Here is a 17063-nt window from a genome sequence, read left to right as displayed (position 1 = left end):
GTTACTCCTGACACGGGACGCCGTAGCGACCGAGGGGTGAACGCACTGAAGTCAGGAACACACAGGTGGCCCACGCCGCGCACTGGCGTGGCCGAACAACACAACCCTTGGCGCGTGGACAAGCAACACACTGGCCAGCAACACGGCGCTCGCCTGCGCGACAACCGCTGCGGCAGTAAGACTGCCGTGCAGGTGTGTGAGGTCTGTCAGCGTGAACATCAGGTGCATCAACACCTGCGCCGAGCTCAGCGCGGCCACGGCGGTCGCCAACGTCGCGGCGCTCAACGCCAGGATCACCCCACGCACCAGCCGAGCACTGACGACACGGTGTGTGGGACCCACGCCGACATTCTGACGTGTACGGCCGAATGCAGACCAGAGGAGTCCCTCGATCAGGGGATTCTGACGCCACCGATGTCGTCACAGGCAGGCGAGAGCCATCGAGGCCCCTCAGGCGTGCCGTCCGAGGTCATCGCGCACATGGTCGCGACTGACCATCATCCCGACGGCCTTGTCCGAAGGTGTCTCAGGCTGTCCGGGTCTGTCCCGGTCTGGCTGGTCCTTGTTGTCCTCGGTCCGCGGTCGTTTCAGTGGAGGCCGGCCCGGGATTTCCGTGTGGCCGTTTGTTCGGCGTGGTTCGCGGGATGTTGCTGAGGGGGATTCGATGCCTTTTCGCGGGGCTGGTCTGGCTCTGGTGGTGGCCTTGATCGCTGCCAGTCTGATGGCTCTGGTGGGTGCCGGCCGGGCTCCGGCGGCGGCCGCGGCACCGGCCAGTCGGGGGTGTTCATCATCCCGACGTCGTACCCCGTGCCGGATGGGGCACTGTTCGTCGCGCCGACGGGGAAGGACAGCAACCCGGGCACGCAGGAAGCGCCGCTGCGGACCGCTGCCGCTCCGGTGACTTTGCAGCCGTATCCCGGTGAGCAGGTCTGGTTCAAGGGCAGTGCCGAGATCCCGGCCGGCCAGCTGGTCGCGGACGGCAACGCGTGGCGCCTGGACGGCTGGAACCCGGCCAGCGTGTGCCGGGCGAGTGGTCCGGCCTACGACGAGTGCATGAACCCCGTCCAGTTCAACGATGACAACCCGGTCGGTGGCGACCCGCAGATGGTGTTCGTCGACGGCGAACCGATGCGGCAGGTCGCGACCCGCGAGGAGGTCCGGGCGGGCACCTTCTTCCACGACGGCGCGGCGGACCGGACGTACCTGGGCAGCGACCCGACCGGCCGGAAGGTCGAGATCACGGCGAAGAAGAGCGCGTTGCACCTGTTCGCGGGCGCCGACGGGTCTGTGGTCAGGGGCCTCGGTTTCGAGCGCACTACGGATCGAGTCAGAACGAGACCAAGGAACCCGCGGCCGTGATCGTCCAGGCCAGGGGAGTGGTGGTCGAGAAGAACACGATCGCCCAGAACGCGGCGACGGGACTGCTGGTCAACGCCGACGACGTGCATGTGAGCGGCAACCTCGTGGCCGAGAACGGGTACGACGGCGTCATCGGGCACCGGTCGGCGAACATCTTCCGTCTCGACTCGGACGGAAAGGTCGTCGAACACTGGGATGTCCTCCAGGTCATCCCCGCGACTTCAGCCAACGACAACGGCATGTTCTGAACCTTTCCGCGGGATGTGTCCAACGCTCGGTCGCCGGGTTTCGACGGCCATCCCGGTTTCTTTGCCGCACACATGGAACGCTGCCGACTGGATGGCAAGCTGGTGACCGACATGGCGATCTGGTTCCGTCAAGGGACCTGAGGGGATCGCCGTGGGATCTGTCCTGTTGGTTTCCCTGCACTTCAGGAGCGGTTCATGCGAATAAGTCGAACAGCGGGTGTGCTTGCGGTTTCGGTGTTGCTTCTCGTTCCGGTTGTGGCCCAGGCCTCGTCGTCATCCAGTCCGTGGCCGCATTCGGTGACGCTGACCGAATCGGCTCTGCAAGGAGTCCATGGCACAGCGCCTGATGCCACAGTCCGCAACGTCTTGACGGTCACGGCGAGCGGGGCGGCTTTGCGGGTGCGGCTGGGTAACCCGTTCGGTGGCAGTGCGCTCGTTGCGCGGTCGGTATGGGTCGGCTTGCAGTCGGCGCCGGGGTCGCCTGCTTTGGTGCGTGGCTCGAACCATCGTGCCACGTTTGGTTTGCGGCGCACGGTGACTGTGCCGCCGGGTGGCAGTGTGTGGAGTGATCCGCTTCCGCTGGCGGTGCGGCGTGGTGATCATGTGGCGGTGAGCGTGTACGCGCCGGGTTCGCCGATCAATGATCACACGTTCCCACCGCCGCAGACGCACACTCCGGGGTCGTTCCAGGCGCCCGGCGACGCCGGGGCCGATGCCTCCGGGGGCGGTTACGGCGCCTTCGCACCGGGGGTGTTGTGGTGGGTGGACGCGGTCAGCGCTGTGTCGGATGCGCGCGGCACCATCGTGGCGCTCGGCGATTCGATCACCGATGGCTACAACGCCTTCGGTGGTGGTCCGCGCTGGACCGATGTGCTCGCTGCGCGGATCGGGGCATTGCCGCCAGGTCAACGGTTGTCGGTGGCCAATGCCGGGATCAGCGGTAACACTGTCAGTGTTCAGCCGAATCCGTATGACCCGACCAATCAGTGCTGCGGTCCGCCTGCGCCGGTGCGGCTGGAGCGAGACGTGTTGTCCATGCCGGGTGTGCGGTACGTGCTGCTTTTGGAGGGCACCAACGACATCGGCGGCGGTGACTATGCGCCGCCTGCTCCGGCTGCCCAGGTCATTGATGCGATGCGGGGTATCGCTGCGCGTGTGCATGCTTCCGGGCGCAAGATCGTGGGTGGCACTGTGCTGCCGATGTGCAATGCCGCCGGCAGTGCGAAGGAGCAGGTCAGGCTTGCGGTGAATCAGTGGATTCGGACGTCGGGGACGTTCGATGCCGTGCTGGATTTCGATGCGGTGCTGCGTGATCCCGCTGATCCGACCGTGATGCTGGCCGCGTGGCGCAGCGACTGCTATCACCCCAACGCCGAAGGTGATCGGCTGCTGGGCGAGTCGATCGACCTCGCGGTGTTCCGCCGGTAATCGGCGATCAGGTTCGCTGCAGGGCGTTGAAGACCGCGCCCTGCAGCGAACGCCGGGGTTGGTTCGGCTCGCGTTCTTACGTGACTTGGCTCAGGGCTGGAACCGGCCGGGGCGGCGCAGTGGCCAGCCGTCGATCTCCTCCAAGGCTGATGCCAGGCGGATCAGGATGGCTTCGTCCCATGGTCCTGCGATGAGTTGGCTACCGATGGGGAGGCCCCCGGGTGAGGTGTGGGTGGGCAGGGTGATGGCGGGCAGCCCAGTGATGTTGCAGACGGAGGTGAAGGAGATCATCTGGATTTCCCGGAGCCGGAAGTCGCCGGGACGCGCGTTGGCCTCGTCGAGGACGGTGTCGACCGGCGGCGGAGGGCAAGCCATGGTGGGGGTGAGCAACACGTCGAAGTCCTGGCCCCATTGCGCGACGACAGTGCGGGACTCTTGTTGCAGAAGGACGGCCGCACGGGCGTAGAGACCTGAGTGGCGAGTCGTCGCGCGTGCCATGCGGTGTCGTAGGTGTGGTTCGGCCAGTTCCGGGGCGTCATAGGGGGCGGCCCACAGGGCGGCGTCGAGAATCGTCTCCGCGTATCCGGAAATCGCCTCGGCGCTGAAGAATCGCGGGCTGACCGGTTCCACGAGGTGACCGAGTGATTCCAGCAGGCGTGCGGTGTGTTCGGCTCCGGCAACGCATTCCGCGTCCACCGGTACGCCGGTCGGTGCGTCGAGGGCCAGCCCGATGCGCAGCCGGCCTGTGGGCCTGCCGACCTCTTCAGCGAATGGCCGTTCGGGCGCGGGTGCGCGGTACATCGACAGGCGGTCGGGAACGGACATGACATCCAACAAGGTGGCGGCGTCACGGACGTAGCGTGTGATGGCGCCCTCGACGGTGGCGTGCTCCCAGGCCATCACCTCTTGCGGGACCCGGCCTCGGCTCGGTTTGAGGCCGACCAGGCCACAACACGAGGACGGCATCCGGATGGATCCTCCGCCGTCGTTGGCGTGCGCCACCGGGGCCAAGCCGGCAGCGACTGCTGCCGCCGCGCCGCCGCTGGATCCTCCGGGGGAGTACCCCAGATCCCATGGGTTGCGAGTACTGCCATACCGGTGGTTGTCTGTTGTGGACAGTAGTCCCATGTCCGGTGCGTTGGTGCGGCCGAGCAGGAGCATGCCGGCGTCCAGCAGCCGCGTGACCACAGGGGCGGAGTGATCCCGTGGTGTGTCGGTCGCGCCGAACGACCCGTACGTGGCGGGCTGGCCGGCGACCTCGGTGAGATCCTTGATGGGAATGGGAACGCCGTGCAACGGCGGCAGGTCCTCAGTGGAGCCCACGGCTCGCTCGGCCTGCTTGGCGGCCACGCGCACGGCGTCGTCGTCCCGCCAGGTGAAGGCGTTGACCATCGGATCGTACCGGTCGATCCGGGCCAGGTAGGTGTCCACGATCTCGACGGGGCTGAGGTCCCGGTGGCGCACCGCGGATGCGAGATCGGTCATCGAGTCGAACGGGTCCATGCGTACTCCAGGCATCAGCGGATCAGGACAGGGCAAGCAGTTCGTCGAGTCGGCTGCGCGGCGTGCCGGGGCCGTCGAAGACGGCGCGCCCGGCCTGCATGACGACGGTCCTTGGGCAGTACTCGAGAAGCAGCGCGGCATGCTGGTCGACCACGACGACGGTGACGCCGGTCGTCGTGATGGTGCGCAGCGCCTCCAGTACGGCTCGTACGAGTGAGGGCTGCAGCCCTTGGGTGAGTTCGTCGATCGCGATGAGGCTCTGGCCGGCGAGTATCGCGCGGGCGATGCCGACCTGTTGTTTCTGGCCGCCGGAAAGGGTTCCGGCCAGTTGGTCGCGCCGGTCGGTCAACAGCGGGAACAACTCACGCGGATCGACGGCCGGGCGGAAGCCCTTACGGTTGGCCAGGCGGAGGTTGTCGGTGATCGTGAGGTTGGGAAAGACGCCGCGGTCCTCGGGCATGAGCGTGGCGCCCCAACGAGCAAGCAGGTCGGGGCGCCCGGACGGCACTGTGTGCCTGGCGAGAGTGATGTTCCCGGCGTGCCGGTCGGCGAGTCCGAACACTGCATGAAGCAGCGTGGTCTTGCCCATGCCGTTGCGGCCCAGCAGTGCCACCATTTCGCCTTGGCCAATGTGGACGGTCACGTCCCGTACGACCTTGGCCTGGCCGTAGCCCGCGGAGACATCCGTGAGTTCCAGCATCAGGACACTCCCAGGTAGGCGGCGCGGACGGCGGGGTGTGCGGAGACCTCGTCCATCGGGCCGTGAGCGATTGTGCGGCCCTCATGCAGAACGACTACGTCATCGGCCAGTTCACGGACGATGTCCATGTCGTGCTCGACCACGAGCATCGCGCAACCGGTGCGCCGGACCACGGCGGCGAGCTCGCGGGTCAGCCGACGCGTGTCGTCCGGCCCGAGCCCGGCGGCCGGTTCGTCCAGGATCACCAGCCGGGGTGAACCGGCCAGCACCATGGCCAGTTCCAGCCGGCGGCGGTCGGCGAGCGACAGCACGCCCGACGCCATCGAATCCTCGGCCGTCAGGTCGCGATGACCCTCGGGCACATCCAGGCCGCCCGTGTCCATTGCAGCGAGCCGGACGTTGTCCGCAGGCGACAGGGCAGTCAGAACGCTGGGGATCTGGAACATCCGGCCGACGCCCATGCGTATCCGTTCGTGGACCGGCCGGTCGGTGACGTCAGTGCCGAACAGGCGCACCGTGCCGCCGTCGGCGACAAGCTGTCCGGCGATGATCGACAGCAGGGTGCTCTTGCCTGCGCCGTTCGGTCCGATCAGGCACACCGTGCGGCCCTGCGGCACGTCCAAGTCCACGCCGTCGAGCACACGCACAGGTCCGAAGGACTTGCGGACGTCCCGCAGCGACAGCGCCATCCCCGATACAGGGTGCACACGAGCATGGCGCTTGGGTTTGTGCGCGATGCGCGGAAGCCGCAAGTCCGGGCCCGGCCCGCGCAGTATCGCGACCAGACCGCCTGGTGCGAACTGGATGACGAGGATGAACACCGCTGCGAGGCCGAGGACGTACCAGCCCTGCCAGGCGTCGCCCAGAGTCTGCTGACCGGCTGTCACGGCGATCGCGCCGAGGAACGGGCCGAGGGTGGATCCCCGGCCGCCCACGGCGAGCCAGACCAGCACGCTGGTGGACAGGCCCAATCCGAATACCTGCGGGGACACCAGTCCCGCAGCGGGCGCGTACAGCGCACCTGCCACAGTGGACACTGCGGCACTCGCCACGAACGCGGTGGCACGGACACGAACGTGGTCGATTCCGGTGTGCGCGGCGCGCTCCGGGTTGCGGGACGCGGCGATGAGCCGTGCCCCGAAACGGCTGGACACCAGCAGCCAGGAGCACAACGCCACCACGATGCCGGTCACCAGCACTGTGCGGTAGTAGATGCCGACCACGTCGGCCCCGGACACAGACAGACCATTGGAGCCGCTGGTCACCGGAGTGAGCGTGGTCGCTGTGTGCTGCAACAGCAGGCTCACGCCTATGGTCAGCAGAATCAGCGGTGCCTCGGGCCTGCCTGCGGCCAGGCCGATGCGCACGATCAGCAGACTGATCAGTACCGACGCGAGCAGTGCGACCACCATCAGCACCGGGAACGACGTGTCATGGTTCTCGCTCAGCGCACTGGCATATGCGCCGAGCCCGAAGAACGCCGCGTGGCCGACACTGAGCAGCCCGGCCCGGCCCCACGCAAGGTCGAGACCGTAGGCGAAGAGGCCATAGCACAGCCCCAGCGACAAGACGGACACCGCGAACGCGCTCAGCCCGAAGGGCGCAGCCAGGAGCCCGCCCGCTATCAGGCCCGTCACCACGACCGGGACACCTCGGCGCCCGATCACGCGCAGCCCTTCGGCGTCGCGTCCGGGACCAGGCCAAGGCTACGGGTCACGGCGTACAGACCACCGGGCTGGATCGTCGCCTCGAGCATGTTCGCCTGCAGGATGTGATTGCCCGGATCGAAATGGGTCGCCGTGCCCAAAGCGGAGTCGAACCGGAGCGTGCCGATCTGCCTGTTGACGGCCTCCGGTTCGGTCTTGCCCGCCTGGTTCACGGCAGCCGCCAGGAACTGGACGGCGAAGTAGGCGTTGCCCGCGACCTCCGGGACCGGCTGTGTCCAGCGGTACCGGCTCTGGTAGTCGGCGGCGAACGCCGAACTGTCGGGGTGATTCAGCTGGTCGGTCCAGCGGACCACGTGGGTGCGTCCCTGGGTCAGTGGACCGAGCGCCGGGTAGTAGTCGGCGTCCAGCGGGGCACCGTCGAATCCGAGCGCGGGGGTGAGCAGGCCGAACTGCTGGGCCTGCTGGGTGAACGACACCGCGTCCGAGCCGACGACCATGGACAGCAGCACGTCCGGGCGCGCGGCGGCGAGCCGGGTGACCACCGGCTGCCAGTCGGTCTGGCCCAGCGGGCTGTACTCCTCGGCGACGACAGTGCCGCCGGCGGCCTCGGTCTGTTCACGGGCGGCTTTGGCGTAGGAGTGCGGGAAGTTGTAGTCCGAGCCGACGATGGCGACCCGCTTGCCGTGTTCGGCCATCAGCGACGGCACCGCGGGGGTGAGCAGTTGCCGGGTCGACTCACCGAACGTCCACGCGTAGGGGCGGCAGCGGTCCGGATCACCGAGAATCGCTGTGGCGAAAGGGATGTGGCTGTCGTCGGCGACCTTGCCGACGGCTTCGGCGGTGTCGCCGGTGATGGTGCCGAACAGTATCGAGACCCGGTCCTGCTGGATGAGTTTCCGCGCGAGCTGGGTCGACGTGGCCGGATCACCGCCGTCGTCGGCGACGACGTAGGTGACGTCGTGGCCGTTGGCTCCACCGGATTGGTTCACCTTCCGCACGCCGTTCTCGAAACCATTGCGCAGCGCCTGCCCGGCCGCCGAGACCGGCCCGGTGAGCGGCACGATCAGACCGATCTTGAGCGACGGGTCCACCGTGCTTCCGCCTGCTGAAAGGGCAGCCCCGGAACAGCCACTCAGCGTCATGACGGCGACGCCGAGTCCTGCCGTCCAGCGGATAGCGGCCTGCGAGCGGCGGGAACGTGACGGATCCATGACAGCGACCTCCGGATCAGGGCAAGGGAACGCAATGCCGCGACAGCGACAACGACGGCGTACAACAGCATTTGGGCAACCGTGTCGGGAAACCACGTGCGCAACAGCGCCGACAGCGCGGCCAGTAGCCCCGCGGCCAGCGCGGCGGTACCGAGCGCACCCCGCCGGGCGAGCAACAACCCGAAGAACACCGGGACGAGCAGATCGAAGCCCATGGTCGGGGTCACCGACAGCAACGGGCTGTATAACGCGCCCGCGAGGACGGCCAACAGCCCACCCACGGCAAAGGCGGCGCGACGCAGACGCCGCGGATTGGTACCCAGCACGGCAGCCATGTCCGAGTTGTCCGCCACCGCCCGCAGGGCCAGCCCCCACTCCGTCCGGTGAGCCACGAGCACCACCACGCCGACGACCGCGAGCGCGACCCCGGCGCACACCAGGCGATAGGCCGGATACACCGCACCAAGCACGTCCACCGTGCCGGGGACCGGCGCGGGAACCGAGCGGGCGGTCGAGCTGAACATCAGTTCCGCCGCTTGCCGCAGCGCCATCCCGACGCCCCAGGTGACCAGCATCGCCGCCAGAACATCCACCCCTGGGCGGCGTAGCAGCACTTCCACCAGCAACAGCACCGGTATCACCAGGACAAGGGCGGCAACCACTCGCCACCCGAACCCCAGCCCGGTGAGAGTGGCGGCGCAGTATGCCCCCACCATCGCCAGATCAGCCTGGGCCAGGTTGACCACCCCAGTAGCGGCGAAGATGACCGCAACACCGACAGTCAGCAGACCGAGGAGGCCGAACTGACCAAGGATCGCCAGCACCACGCCCATCGTTGGCCGTCCCGTCACTCGCCTGTCGAGAAGAAGACACATATGATCTGCCGGTCCGAGCGTGCCGGGCTGGTACGAGAGCGCACACCAATGCCTCCCCAGCGCACATGACCGCGCAGGAGGTGAGCTCATGCCAGTGGAGCAGCGCGACGGAGCTGCACTGGTATCCGGCTACCTGGACACCGAACCGTCCCCCCACGCCCATTCCGTCGACTCGGTCCTGGTCCACGCACCGGATCCGTTCGACGCCGACCTGCGGCCACACCGGTTCGGCGTCATGAACGCTTGCGACATCAGTGGTGGAAACACGGTTCAGGTGTGCTCGCTGGTCTCACCGGCCATCAGGGCTTCCGCCCCCGTGCTCGGCCTGCTGCTGTCCGGCAGCGGAGCCTTCGAACAGCACGGGCGCAGTTCGTCACTCGCACCCGGCGAGTTCGTGCTCTACGCCCCACCATTCCGGCTGGCCCTCACCGGCCCCTATCGATACCTCGTGCTCGCACTGGACCCGGCCAACACGTTGCTGTTGCGACAAGTCCGCCACGCGACTGCGAACCCGCACCTGCCACACAACCCCAGCGGCCGGATCCTTTCCGCGACCCTGTCCGAACTCGCCGACACCGCCTCGCTGCTGGGCCCACTGTCCAGGCAGGAGATGGGCGAGCACATCTCCTGCCTGCTGCGCACCGTCATCCGTGACCTCAACCGGGACGCCGCTCCTGCCAGGCCCGTGCCGCTGTTCGACCGCATCCTCGACTACCTCGACCGTCATCTCGCCGAGGACCTGGCACCGGCCCGAATCGCAACGGCCCACCACATATCGGTCCGCTACCTGCATCGCCTGTTCCAGGATCACGGCGACACTGTCTCCGACCACATCCGGCGCCGACGACTTGACCGCATCCGCCGGGACCTGACTGATCCGGTGCTCGCCGACCAACCCGCCTACGCGATCGCCGCCCGCTGGGGACTGCACGATCCCAGCCACTTCAGCAAGCTGTTCAAAGCCGAATTCGCCACCTCGCCAAGCCGTTTGCGGCAACAGCCGTCCACTGACGACGGCAGCCCACCCTGATCTGCTTCAGCGTTTCGTCATCGCCGTCTTGCGCTGGTCGAGCACGTGGGAAACGGCGTTGCTGAAAATGTCGTTGAATTGAGCGGTGAACTGGTCGAACTGGGCCACGACCGCGGGTCCGGCCGCCTCCGGGGAGCCGGCGTCGAATGGCGGCTTCGGGTCATATTCCATGGCGAGTTGAGAGAACTTCGCAGCCTCTTCGCCGAGGACATGGGCGACGATTGTGAGGCCGAAGTCGATTCCGGCGGTCACGCCGCCGCCGGAGAACCTGTTCCGGTCGACGCACACACGTTCGGTCGACACCTCGACACCCAGCCGCGCCAGGTGGTCACGGGTGGCCCAGTGGGTCGCCGAGCGGTAGCCGTCGAGCAGTCCAGCCGCCGCGAGGACGAGCGATCCGTTGCAGACCGACGTGATGTAGGAAGCCCGCGAGCCGCGGTCGACGAGAAAATCGATGACCTTGTCGTCCAGCATCGCCTTGTCCACGGCCCCTCCTGGCACGAACAGAATGTCCAGTTCGGCGGGGCAGTCATCGAACGTGGTGGTCGGCGAGATCGCGAACCCGGAATCGGTGAGCACCGGCCGGAGCGTTTCGGCGACGAGGTGGACCTCCATTCCCACACTCGCGAATGCCGTATGCGGACCGACAAAGTCGAGCGCGGTATGACCATCGAAAAGAAGCATTGCGACAGTGCGGGGCCGGTCACTGAACATTGATTTGTCGAAGCTCACGACCTACACGTTAACGATTAGCGCAGAAGTGATCGAGTGGCTGTTAAGACAACATGTGATATTTTTCTGCCATGCAGGCCCGCGCGCACCCCGCCACGGCGGCCGGCAACCTCGCAGTCCTGGTCCTGGACGGCGTGGTGACCTTCGACCTCGGCGTTCCATTGCTGGTGTTCGGCTCCTTGCCCGACCACTACGAGCTCACCCTGTGCGCGCCCGAGCCTGGCGCGGTGCCCAGCTCCGACGGCTACTCCTTGAACGTCGACCGCGGACTCGACGAGCTGCTCCGGGCGGACACACTGGTCGTCCCCGGCGACGACCTGGACCGGCCGGTCTCGCCCGCCACCCGGCAGGCGTTGCGCCAGGCCCACGCACGCGGCGTCCGGCTGGTGTCCATCTGTTCGGGCGTCTTCGCCCTGGCCGAGGCCGGCCTGCTCGACGAGCTGACCGTCACCACGCACTGGCGGGCGGCAGAACTCCTGGCCCACAGGCATCCGCACGTCACGGTGGACCCGGATGTCCTCTACGTCGATCACGGTCAAATCCTGACCTCCGCCGGCGCGTCCGCCGGCCTCGATCTCTGCCTGCACATCGTCCGCCGCGACCACGGCGCGGTAGCCGCCAACACCGCGGCCAGACTCGCGGTCGCCGCACCACACCGGGCCGGCGGTCAGCACCAGTACATCAAGAGAGCGATACCGCAGGCGTCCGGCCAGTCGCTCGCGCGGACCCGGGAGTGGGCGTTGCGGCATCTCGGTGCGGAACTATCGGTCCCACGGCTGGCCAGGCACGCGGCCATGTCCGAGCGCACCTTCGCCCGCCGCTTCGTCGAAGAGACCGGTGTGTCACCGAAACAGTGGCTGCTGGCCGCCCGGATCGACCTCGCCAGGCAGCTTCTCGAATCCGGTGACACCGGCATCGACGACATAGCCCGGCGTGCCGGTCTCGGCACCCCCGCCAACTTCCGCGCCCGCTTCCGCAAAGCCACCGGCACCAGCCCGACCGCCTACCGCCGCACCTTCAGCCAGACTTGAGCGACATCGAATTCTCACTCGTATTCCTGGGCGGCGAGGACGGCGAGGGCGTGCACCGACCGGTGGATCACGTCCCGCTGGGTGTCCAGGCGGTGGGTTTCGGCGTCGGGGATCTCGACGTGTACGTCGATCGCCGTGCCGCCGTCCACCACGCGCAGCCGCCACTCGAACACGAGGTCCGACACCAGGCAGGAGATCGTGACGTTGCCTCGTCGCCGGTCGCCGTGCAGCAGTTGTGGCATCGGAAAATCCGGGTAGCCGTCCGGGTACACGGTGTAGGACTCATCGTCCTGAGTGGACGGTTCGACCGTGCCGACCCCGGCCCACCACTCGGGGAAGCGGCTCGGGTCGTACAGCAGTTTCCACACCTCTTCCGGCGGCGCGGCGCTGTGTGCGGTCTCATCGAACGTCGGCATCGATGCTCCTGAGGTCGGCAGTGACGGCGGCCAGCTCGCGGTCCGGTTCCACCAGCGCGGTCAGGGGCGGGCGGCCCAGGTCGATCAGCGCGGCGACGTAGCCCTGGCCGGTGTACGCGGCGCGGTGCTGCCACCCGCGTATTGCCTCGCTCAGCCGTCGCCTGGCCAGTTCGGGATCGGCCCGGCGGGCCGCGATCAGGCCCTGAACCGCCGACATGCGGGCGACAAGCGTGTCGGGGAAGTCGGCGGGGGACACCGGTTCCTGCGTGACCGCGCGTAGTTCCGCCTCCGCGTCGGCCGGCCTGCCCGCGCGGGCCAGGGCGTCGGCCCGGTACAGGCGGGTGAGTGCGCGGCCGACCGGGGCGTTCATCTCGATCGCGGCGGCAAGTTCGTCGGCGGCGCGCTCCCAGTCGCCGGTGGTGCGGGCAATGGTGGCTCGGTCGTGGTGGACAAGACCCACCAGGTCGGACAGGCTCAGCCGCTCCGCCAGCACGGCCCCCTGGTCGCAGCTCGCGGCGGCCTCACCGACCCGGCCCAGCCGGCACAACACGGACACCCGGGCAGAGTGTGCGTAGACACCTAGGCGCAGCAGTCCGTTGGGTGCCGCGAGTGGCATGCTGCGGTCGATGAAGTCCAGGGCACGGTCGAACGCGCCGAGGCAGGCGGCGGCCGACGCGGCGTTGAGCAGGCTCGGGAAGGCCAGGTCGGGACGCCCGGCTCGGTTGGCTGCCGCGGCGGCGGCGATCAGCGGCGCGTAGCTGTCGGCGAACCGGCTCGTCCGTAGCAGGATGTGCGCGCGGGCGACGCTGACGTCGTGCGTCAGCAGGTCCCCGAGAGGCTTGCGGTCGGTGAGTGCGTCGACCGCGACCAGTAGTTCCTCCGCTGCGGCTGCGCTGCCAGTCACAGCCTCTGCCCATGCCATGCCCGCGAGTGCCTCGATCCGCGCGGGCGGGTCGGCATCCGGGTCGCGGTCGAGCACGTCCAGCGCGGAGGCGTAGGAGCGGCGGCACTCGCGCGGGATGCACAGCCCGCCGCGCAGCCACCTCCCGCGGCGTAGCCAGGCGCTGACCAGCGCGCCCCGGTCGAGCGGGGCGATCAGCTCCAGTGCCTGGTCGAACGCGGCGTCCGACTCGCCGAGCAGACCGCGCCAGGCCTCGACCTCGGCGAGTTCAACGAACGTGTCCGGGTCGTGCGGGTCGATCTCGGCGACCTCAGTGAGCAGATCGGCGGCTTCGACCAGCGCGCATACCGAGCGCGCAGAGGCGGCGGCCTTCACCAGGTGCGTGACAGCCTGCTCGTCATGCCCGGCCAGCCGCAGGTGCCGGGCGATCTCCGCCGCCCGGCGCGGTGCGTCCATCGGTGCGCGGCGCAGGGCCGCGGCGATGGTGCCGTGCCTGCGGGAACGCAGCGGGTCCGGCAGATCGGCGGCGACCGCGTCGGCGAGCAGGGCGTGCCGGAACCCGATCGTGCCGTCGCGTTCGCGTAGCAGCCCGGAGCCCAGTGCTTCGGCCGCGGCCTGTACCGGGTCGGCCAACCCGGGCAGCACAGCGACTTCGGCGCGTTGCAGGTCACGGCCCGCGACGGCGGCCAGTTCGACGAACACCCGCGCGGGGCCGTGCAACCGGCCGGTGGCCCAGCGGGTCGCGGAGCGCAGACCCTCGGCGGCGTCCGCGCCCCCGGCCAGCGCGCGGGCCAGCTCCACAGCCAGCAGCGGACTGCCCGATGCCACCGCCACCACCTCCTCGGCCTGCCCTGCGGACAACGGTGCGGTCGCGTGGGCCAGTGACTGCACCGACTCGCGGGGCAGCGGCGCGAGGTCGACCTCCACCCCCAGGGCCCCGCTGGCCCGCAGTGTGGCGCACACCCGGTCGACGTCCGGGCGCGGTGGTAGGCGGCGGCGCGTCACCACGAGCAATATCGGCAGCCTGGTCGCCCGTCTGCCCGCGTAGGCGAGTAACTCAAGGCTCGACGAGTCGGCCAGGTGCAGATCCTCCAGCACGATCGCTACCGGACCCGACCGGCACGCCCAGGCCAGCAGCGAGACCACGGCCTCGAACACGCGGACCCGGTCGAGGTGATGGCCTGGCGCCACCCGGCCTGGCGCGGCAGCGGGAAGCAGGCCGGACAGAGCCTGCGGCCACCACGCGTCCGGCAGCGGGTCGTCAGCCAGCGCTCGTAGCGCCTCCAGCCACACCCCGAACGGGACCGTCGGCCCCGCGCCGCCTGCGGCACGCGCCCCGTCGGCGCCCGCGATCGCCAGCACCTCCTCGGCCAGGCGGGTTTTGCCGATCCCGCCGTCGCCGGTGATCGCCACAACCGTGCCCGCCCCGGCTCGCGCCGCGTCCCAGCACCGGCGTATCACGGCAATCTCCTTGCCCCGTCCCACAAGATCGTGTTCCGGTACCGCCGGCACGGCGTCGGGCGGCATGTCGAAGCGGACGCGTAGCCGCCGCGCGCGGTGGGCGTAGTCCGGGTCGCCGTCCTGCGCCAGCTTGTCGAGCAGCGCGGCGAATTTGTCGTCATACTCGGCACGCAGCTCGAACGCCCAGTCGCTGTCGAAGAGGTGCAGCACGTCGCCACGGCGAAGCCGCTCGGCCTCGGCGAGCTTCCCCGCTGCCACCAGTTCGTCGAACACGCGCAGGTCCACGGTCAGCCCGTCGGCCCTCAGCTCGACGCGTTCGCGGTCAGCCTGCAACCACGCCTGTGCGGGCCCGAGCGCGCCACGCAACGTCCAGATCGCGCTGCGCAGGCTCGCGCGGGCACTGGCGTCGAGCACATCCGGCCAGAACCGTGCCGCCAGCCGTGACCGTGCGTGTTGGCCCGGATGCACCGCAAGCCAGGCCAGCAGTTCGCAGGCTTTGCGCTGGCGCGGCAACACGACGGGCGTGCCGTCGGCCACGACCTCGAACGCGCCGAACAGGCGCACCGCCAGCGAAGTGCTCACCTCGTCAGTGTCGATCCGTCACGCCGCTCGGGCAACGTGTGCGTCCTTTGTTGACGGTGCGTTGACGGTGGCCGCGCACGCTCTCCCCACGCCTCAGGAAGGAGCGGAACCGTGAGTACCACCGAACAAACGACATTCGATGTCGAGGCCCTGCGCCGTGGCATCGAGGAGCGCGACGCGGCCACCCTGGCCGCGCTCTACACCGACGATGCGGAACTGTGCATTGTCGACAGCGTCAACTCCCCGAGTGACCCGAGGATCCTGCGAGGCAGCGCGATCGGCGCCTTCCTGGCCGACATCGCCGCCCGCGACATGACCCACTTCCTCGACCGCGTCGTGGCGACCGGCGACCACGTCGCATACGTCGAGTCCTGCCGCTATCCCGACGGCACCCGGGTGCTATGCGCCGCGGTGCTCGACCTGGCAGGCGGACGCATCAGCCGTCAACTCTGCGTGCAGGCATGGGACGGTGCGTGATGACTACGTTCGACCACCGCGATTTCGACAAGCCCGACGAGGTCCGCGAGTTCGACTACGGGCGCGTGGAACTGCTGCGCTTCGACGACGCCCGCGAAGTCGGCAGGCTGACTCTCAAGCCGGGCTGGCGCTGGTCCACCCACGTCAAGCCGATCGCGGGCACCGACCTCTGCCAAGCGCCGCACTTCCAGTACCACGTGTCGGGCACGCTGCGGGTGCGGATGGCCGACGGCACCGAGTTCGACGCCACCCCCGGTCAGGTCACGAGCCTGCCTGAGGGACACGACGCATGGGTGGTCGGCGACGAGGACGTCGTGGTCGTGGACTGGTGGGGCGCCACCCACTATGCCGAACGCCAGTAGCCGCGCCGAGTGAGAGCGGGCGGTCACACCCGCTCCCTACTCGCGGTCGGTATGCCGAAGAACTCGGACAGTCCGGCGCAAGGTACAGGTTCGGCAGCAGCGTGCTCGCCGCGTCGCGGCAACTCTGTGATCTTCTATTGGAGACATGCGCACAACACAACGGAGGTTCCGTGCGGTTGATCTCGAGTGGCCGGCACCACGCCACGTTCGTGGTCCGCGTCGGTGATCAGACTCAAGCAGGGGTTCAGGCACCGATGACGAACGACAGGTGATCGATCAGGTGCGTCTCACCGACCCTGGCGATCACACCCATTACGGCGTTGCCCCGGAATTCGTCCGGTACGGGGGCGAAGGTTTCGGGGTCCATTATGGTCAGCGATCTGAGGTGTAACGGCGGATCGAGCAGGCCGGCGGCTTCGAGCACTTCCGTAGCCGCGGCGAGTGCGTCTTTCACCGTGTCCGGGTGGCGTTGCGCCGCGTACAGGGCGCGCGACAGGGATTGGGCAGTGACCCGTTCGCTCGCGGACAGGTAGGTATTGCGGCTGGACATGGCCAGCCCGTTGGGTTCCCGGACTGTGGGCACGCCGACGATGCGAACCGGGAAGTTCAGGTCGGCGACCATGCGCCGGACGAGCGCCAGTTGCTGGGCGTCCTTCTCACCGAACACGGCCACGTCAGGTTGCACGATGTGGAAGAACTTCGTGACGACAGTGAGGATTCCGGGGTACAGGTCCGGCCGGAGCGCTCCCTCGTGTGTACGTGCGAGGGAGCCGGGGTCGACGCGGATCATCGGCTCGCCGGCCGGGTAGACCTCGTCCGCGGTCGGCGCGAACACCACGTCCGCCCCCTCCGCGGAACACAGATCCAGGTCCGTGTCGAGCGTGCGTGGGTAGCGGTCGAAGTCCTCGGCCGGGCCGAACTGGAGCGGGTTGACGAAGATGCTGACCACGACGCTGGCCGCGTGGCGCCGGGCGTCGCGGATCAGCGCGGCGTGTCCGGCGTGCAAAGCCCCCATGGTCATCACGAGCGCCACTGCACCTCGTTGCCGATCAACCACTTCGGACAGTTCGGCACAGGAGC

The 17063-nt window shown here is 68.6% G+C and carries 17 protein-coding genes; 7 read left to right on the top strand and 10 right to left on the bottom strand.

Annotation, left to right across the window (positions count from 1 at the left end; translation table 11 throughout):
- Positions 1-51: 51 nt before the first annotated feature.
- Positions 52-342: a hypothetical protein gene (locus tag JOF56_RS43360; RefSeq protein WP_209645379.1), complete on the bottom strand. Its 291-nt coding sequence runs from the start codon at positions 340-342 to the stop codon at positions 52-54.
- Between the two features lie 438 nt (positions 343-780).
- Between JOF56_RS43360 and JOF56_RS43355 the strand changes: the two genes are divergently transcribed.
- From JOF56_RS43355 to JOF56_RS43345, 3 genes are all read left to right on the top strand, one after another.
- On the top strand, positions 781-1359 hold the full coding sequence (locus JOF56_RS43355; RefSeq protein WP_209645378.1) for a hypothetical protein: 579 nt from the start codon (positions 781-783) through the stop codon (positions 1357-1359).
- A complete protein-coding gene (locus JOF56_RS43350; RefSeq protein ID WP_209645377.1) occupies positions 1356-1607 on the top strand; it encodes a hypothetical protein in 252 nt (83 codons plus the stop codon). Before JOF56_RS43355 ends, JOF56_RS43350 begins: the two co-directional genes overlap by 4 nt.
- A 195-nt stretch (positions 1608-1802) precedes the next feature.
- A complete protein-coding gene (locus JOF56_RS43345) occupies positions 1803-3035 on the top strand; it encodes a GDSL-type esterase/lipase family protein (protein ID WP_209645376.1) in 1233 nt (410 codons plus the stop codon).
- Positions 3036-3125: 90 nt separating this feature from the next.
- Here JOF56_RS43345 and JOF56_RS43340 read toward each other — a convergent pair whose 3' ends face one another.
- The 5 genes from JOF56_RS43340 to JOF56_RS43320 are packed head-to-tail and all read right to left on the bottom strand — an operon-like array spanning position 3126 to position 8949.
- Positions 3126-4538, bottom strand: coding sequence for an amidase (locus JOF56_RS43340; protein WP_209645375.1), 1413 nt, complete (start codon positions 4536-4538; stop codon positions 3126-3128).
- 22 nt (positions 4539-4560) lie between these two features.
- Positions 4561-5238: an ATP-binding cassette domain-containing protein gene (locus tag JOF56_RS43335; RefSeq protein WP_209645374.1), complete on the bottom strand. Its 678-nt coding sequence runs from the start codon at positions 5236-5238 to the stop codon at positions 4561-4563.
- Positions 5238-6905, bottom strand: a complete 1668-nt coding sequence (locus JOF56_RS43330) for a branched-chain amino acid ABC transporter ATP-binding protein/permease (RefSeq protein ID WP_209645373.1) — start codon at positions 6903-6905, stop codon at positions 5238-5240. Before JOF56_RS43330 ends, JOF56_RS43335 begins: the two co-directional genes overlap by 1 nt.
- Entirely contained in the window at positions 6902-7996 is a 1095-nt protein-coding gene (locus JOF56_RS43325; protein WP_209645372.1) for an ABC transporter substrate-binding protein, read from the bottom strand. The genes JOF56_RS43330 and JOF56_RS43325 overlap by 4 nt, the downstream gene beginning before the upstream one ends.
- A gap of 47 nt (positions 7997-8043) precedes the next feature.
- On the bottom strand, positions 8044-8949 hold the full coding sequence (locus JOF56_RS43320; protein WP_209645371.1) for a branched-chain amino acid ABC transporter permease: 906 nt from the start codon (positions 8947-8949) through the stop codon (positions 8044-8046).
- A gap of 130 nt (positions 8950-9079) precedes the next feature.
- On the opposite strand from JOF56_RS43320, the gene JOF56_RS43315 reads away from it, so the two are divergent.
- The gene (locus tag JOF56_RS43315; protein WP_209645370.1) at positions 9080-10021 is read left to right on the top strand and encodes a helix-turn-helix domain-containing protein; all 942 of its coding nucleotides are present in this window, start codon (positions 9080-9082) and stop codon (positions 10019-10021) included.
- Positions 10022-10027: 6 nt separating this feature from the next.
- Here the strand turns inward: JOF56_RS43315 and JOF56_RS43310 are convergent, their stop codons facing one another.
- Entirely contained in the window at positions 10028-10753 is a 726-nt protein-coding gene (locus JOF56_RS43310) for a DJ-1/PfpI family protein (protein ID WP_307855515.1), read from the bottom strand.
- Positions 10754-10824: 71 nt separating this feature from the next.
- On the opposite strand from JOF56_RS43310, the gene JOF56_RS43305 reads away from it, so the two are divergent.
- The gene (locus JOF56_RS43305) at positions 10825-11784 is read left to right on the top strand and encodes a GlxA family transcriptional regulator (RefSeq protein ID WP_209645369.1); all 960 of its coding nucleotides are present in this window, start codon (positions 10825-10827) and stop codon (positions 11782-11784) included.
- A gap of 14 nt (positions 11785-11798) precedes the next feature.
- Here JOF56_RS43305 and JOF56_RS43300 read toward each other — a convergent pair whose 3' ends face one another.
- Positions 11799-12200 (bottom strand): SRPBCC family protein, encoded by a 402-nt coding sequence (locus tag JOF56_RS43300; protein ID WP_209645368.1) that lies wholly within the window; start codon positions 12198-12200, stop codon positions 11799-11801.
- Positions 12184-15144 (bottom strand): ATP-binding protein, encoded by a 2961-nt coding sequence (locus JOF56_RS43295; protein WP_209645367.1) that lies wholly within the window; start codon positions 15142-15144, stop codon positions 12184-12186. The genes JOF56_RS43300 and JOF56_RS43295 overlap by 17 nt, the downstream gene beginning before the upstream one ends.
- A gap of 111 nt (positions 15145-15255) precedes the next feature.
- On the opposite strand from JOF56_RS43295, the gene JOF56_RS43290 reads away from it, so the two are divergent.
- On the top strand, positions 15256-15621 hold the full coding sequence (locus JOF56_RS43290) for a nuclear transport factor 2 family protein (protein ID WP_209645366.1): 366 nt from the start codon (positions 15256-15258) through the stop codon (positions 15619-15621).
- Complete coding sequence (locus JOF56_RS43285) at positions 15621-15983, top strand: cupin domain-containing protein (RefSeq protein WP_209645365.1); 363 nt, start codon at positions 15621-15623, stop codon at positions 15981-15983. The genes JOF56_RS43290 and JOF56_RS43285 overlap by 1 nt, the downstream gene beginning before the upstream one ends.
- 244 nt (positions 15984-16227) lie before the next feature.
- Here JOF56_RS43285 and panC read toward each other — a convergent pair whose 3' ends face one another.
- Entirely contained in the window at positions 16228-17016 is a 789-nt protein-coding gene (gene panC / locus JOF56_RS43280; RefSeq protein WP_372448306.1) for a pantoate--beta-alanine ligase, read from the bottom strand.
- Positions 17017-17063: the final 47 nt, after the last annotated feature.

Source organism: Kibdelosporangium banguiense, from assembly GCF_017876405.1.
GTDB classification, from domain to species: Bacteria; Actinomycetota; Actinomycetes; order Mycobacteriales; family Pseudonocardiaceae; genus Kibdelosporangium; species Kibdelosporangium banguiense.
The sequence above is the reverse complement of the archived record's forward strand: the minus strand, read 5'-3'. Positions and strand labels throughout refer to the sequence as shown.

What these genes read in the sequence shown, in the direction of transcription:
- JOF56_RS43320 (WP_209645371.1), bottom strand. Translation starts at nt 8,949, where the DNA reads ATGGGCGTGGTGCTGGCGATCCTTGGTCAGTTCGGCCTCCTCGGTCTG.
- JOF56_RS43300 (WP_209645368.1), bottom strand. Translation starts at nt 12,200, where the DNA reads ATGCCGACGTTCGATGAGACCGCACACAGCGCCGCGCCGCCGGAAGAG.
- JOF56_RS43305 (WP_209645369.1), top strand. Translation starts at nt 10,825, where the DNA reads ATGCAGGCCCGCGCGCACCCCGCCACGGCGGCCGGCAACCTCGCAGTC.
- JOF56_RS43335 (WP_209645374.1), bottom strand. Translation starts at nt 5,238, where the DNA reads ATGCTGGAACTCACGGATGTCTCCGCGGGCTACGGCCAGGCCAAGGTC.
- JOF56_RS43340 (WP_209645375.1), bottom strand. Translation starts at nt 4,538, where the DNA reads ATGGACCCGTTCGACTCGATGACCGATCTCGCATCCGCGGTGCGCCAC.
- JOF56_RS43285 (WP_209645365.1), top strand. Translation starts at nt 15,621, where the DNA reads ATGACTACGTTCGACCACCGCGATTTCGACAAGCCCGACGAGGTCCGC.
- JOF56_RS43345 (WP_209645376.1), top strand. Translation starts at nt 1,803, where the DNA reads ATGCGAATAAGTCGAACAGCGGGTGTGCTTGCGGTTTCGGTGTTGCTT.
- JOF56_RS43315 (WP_209645370.1), top strand. Translation starts at nt 9,080, where the DNA reads ATGCCAGTGGAGCAGCGCGACGGAGCTGCACTGGTATCCGGCTACCTG.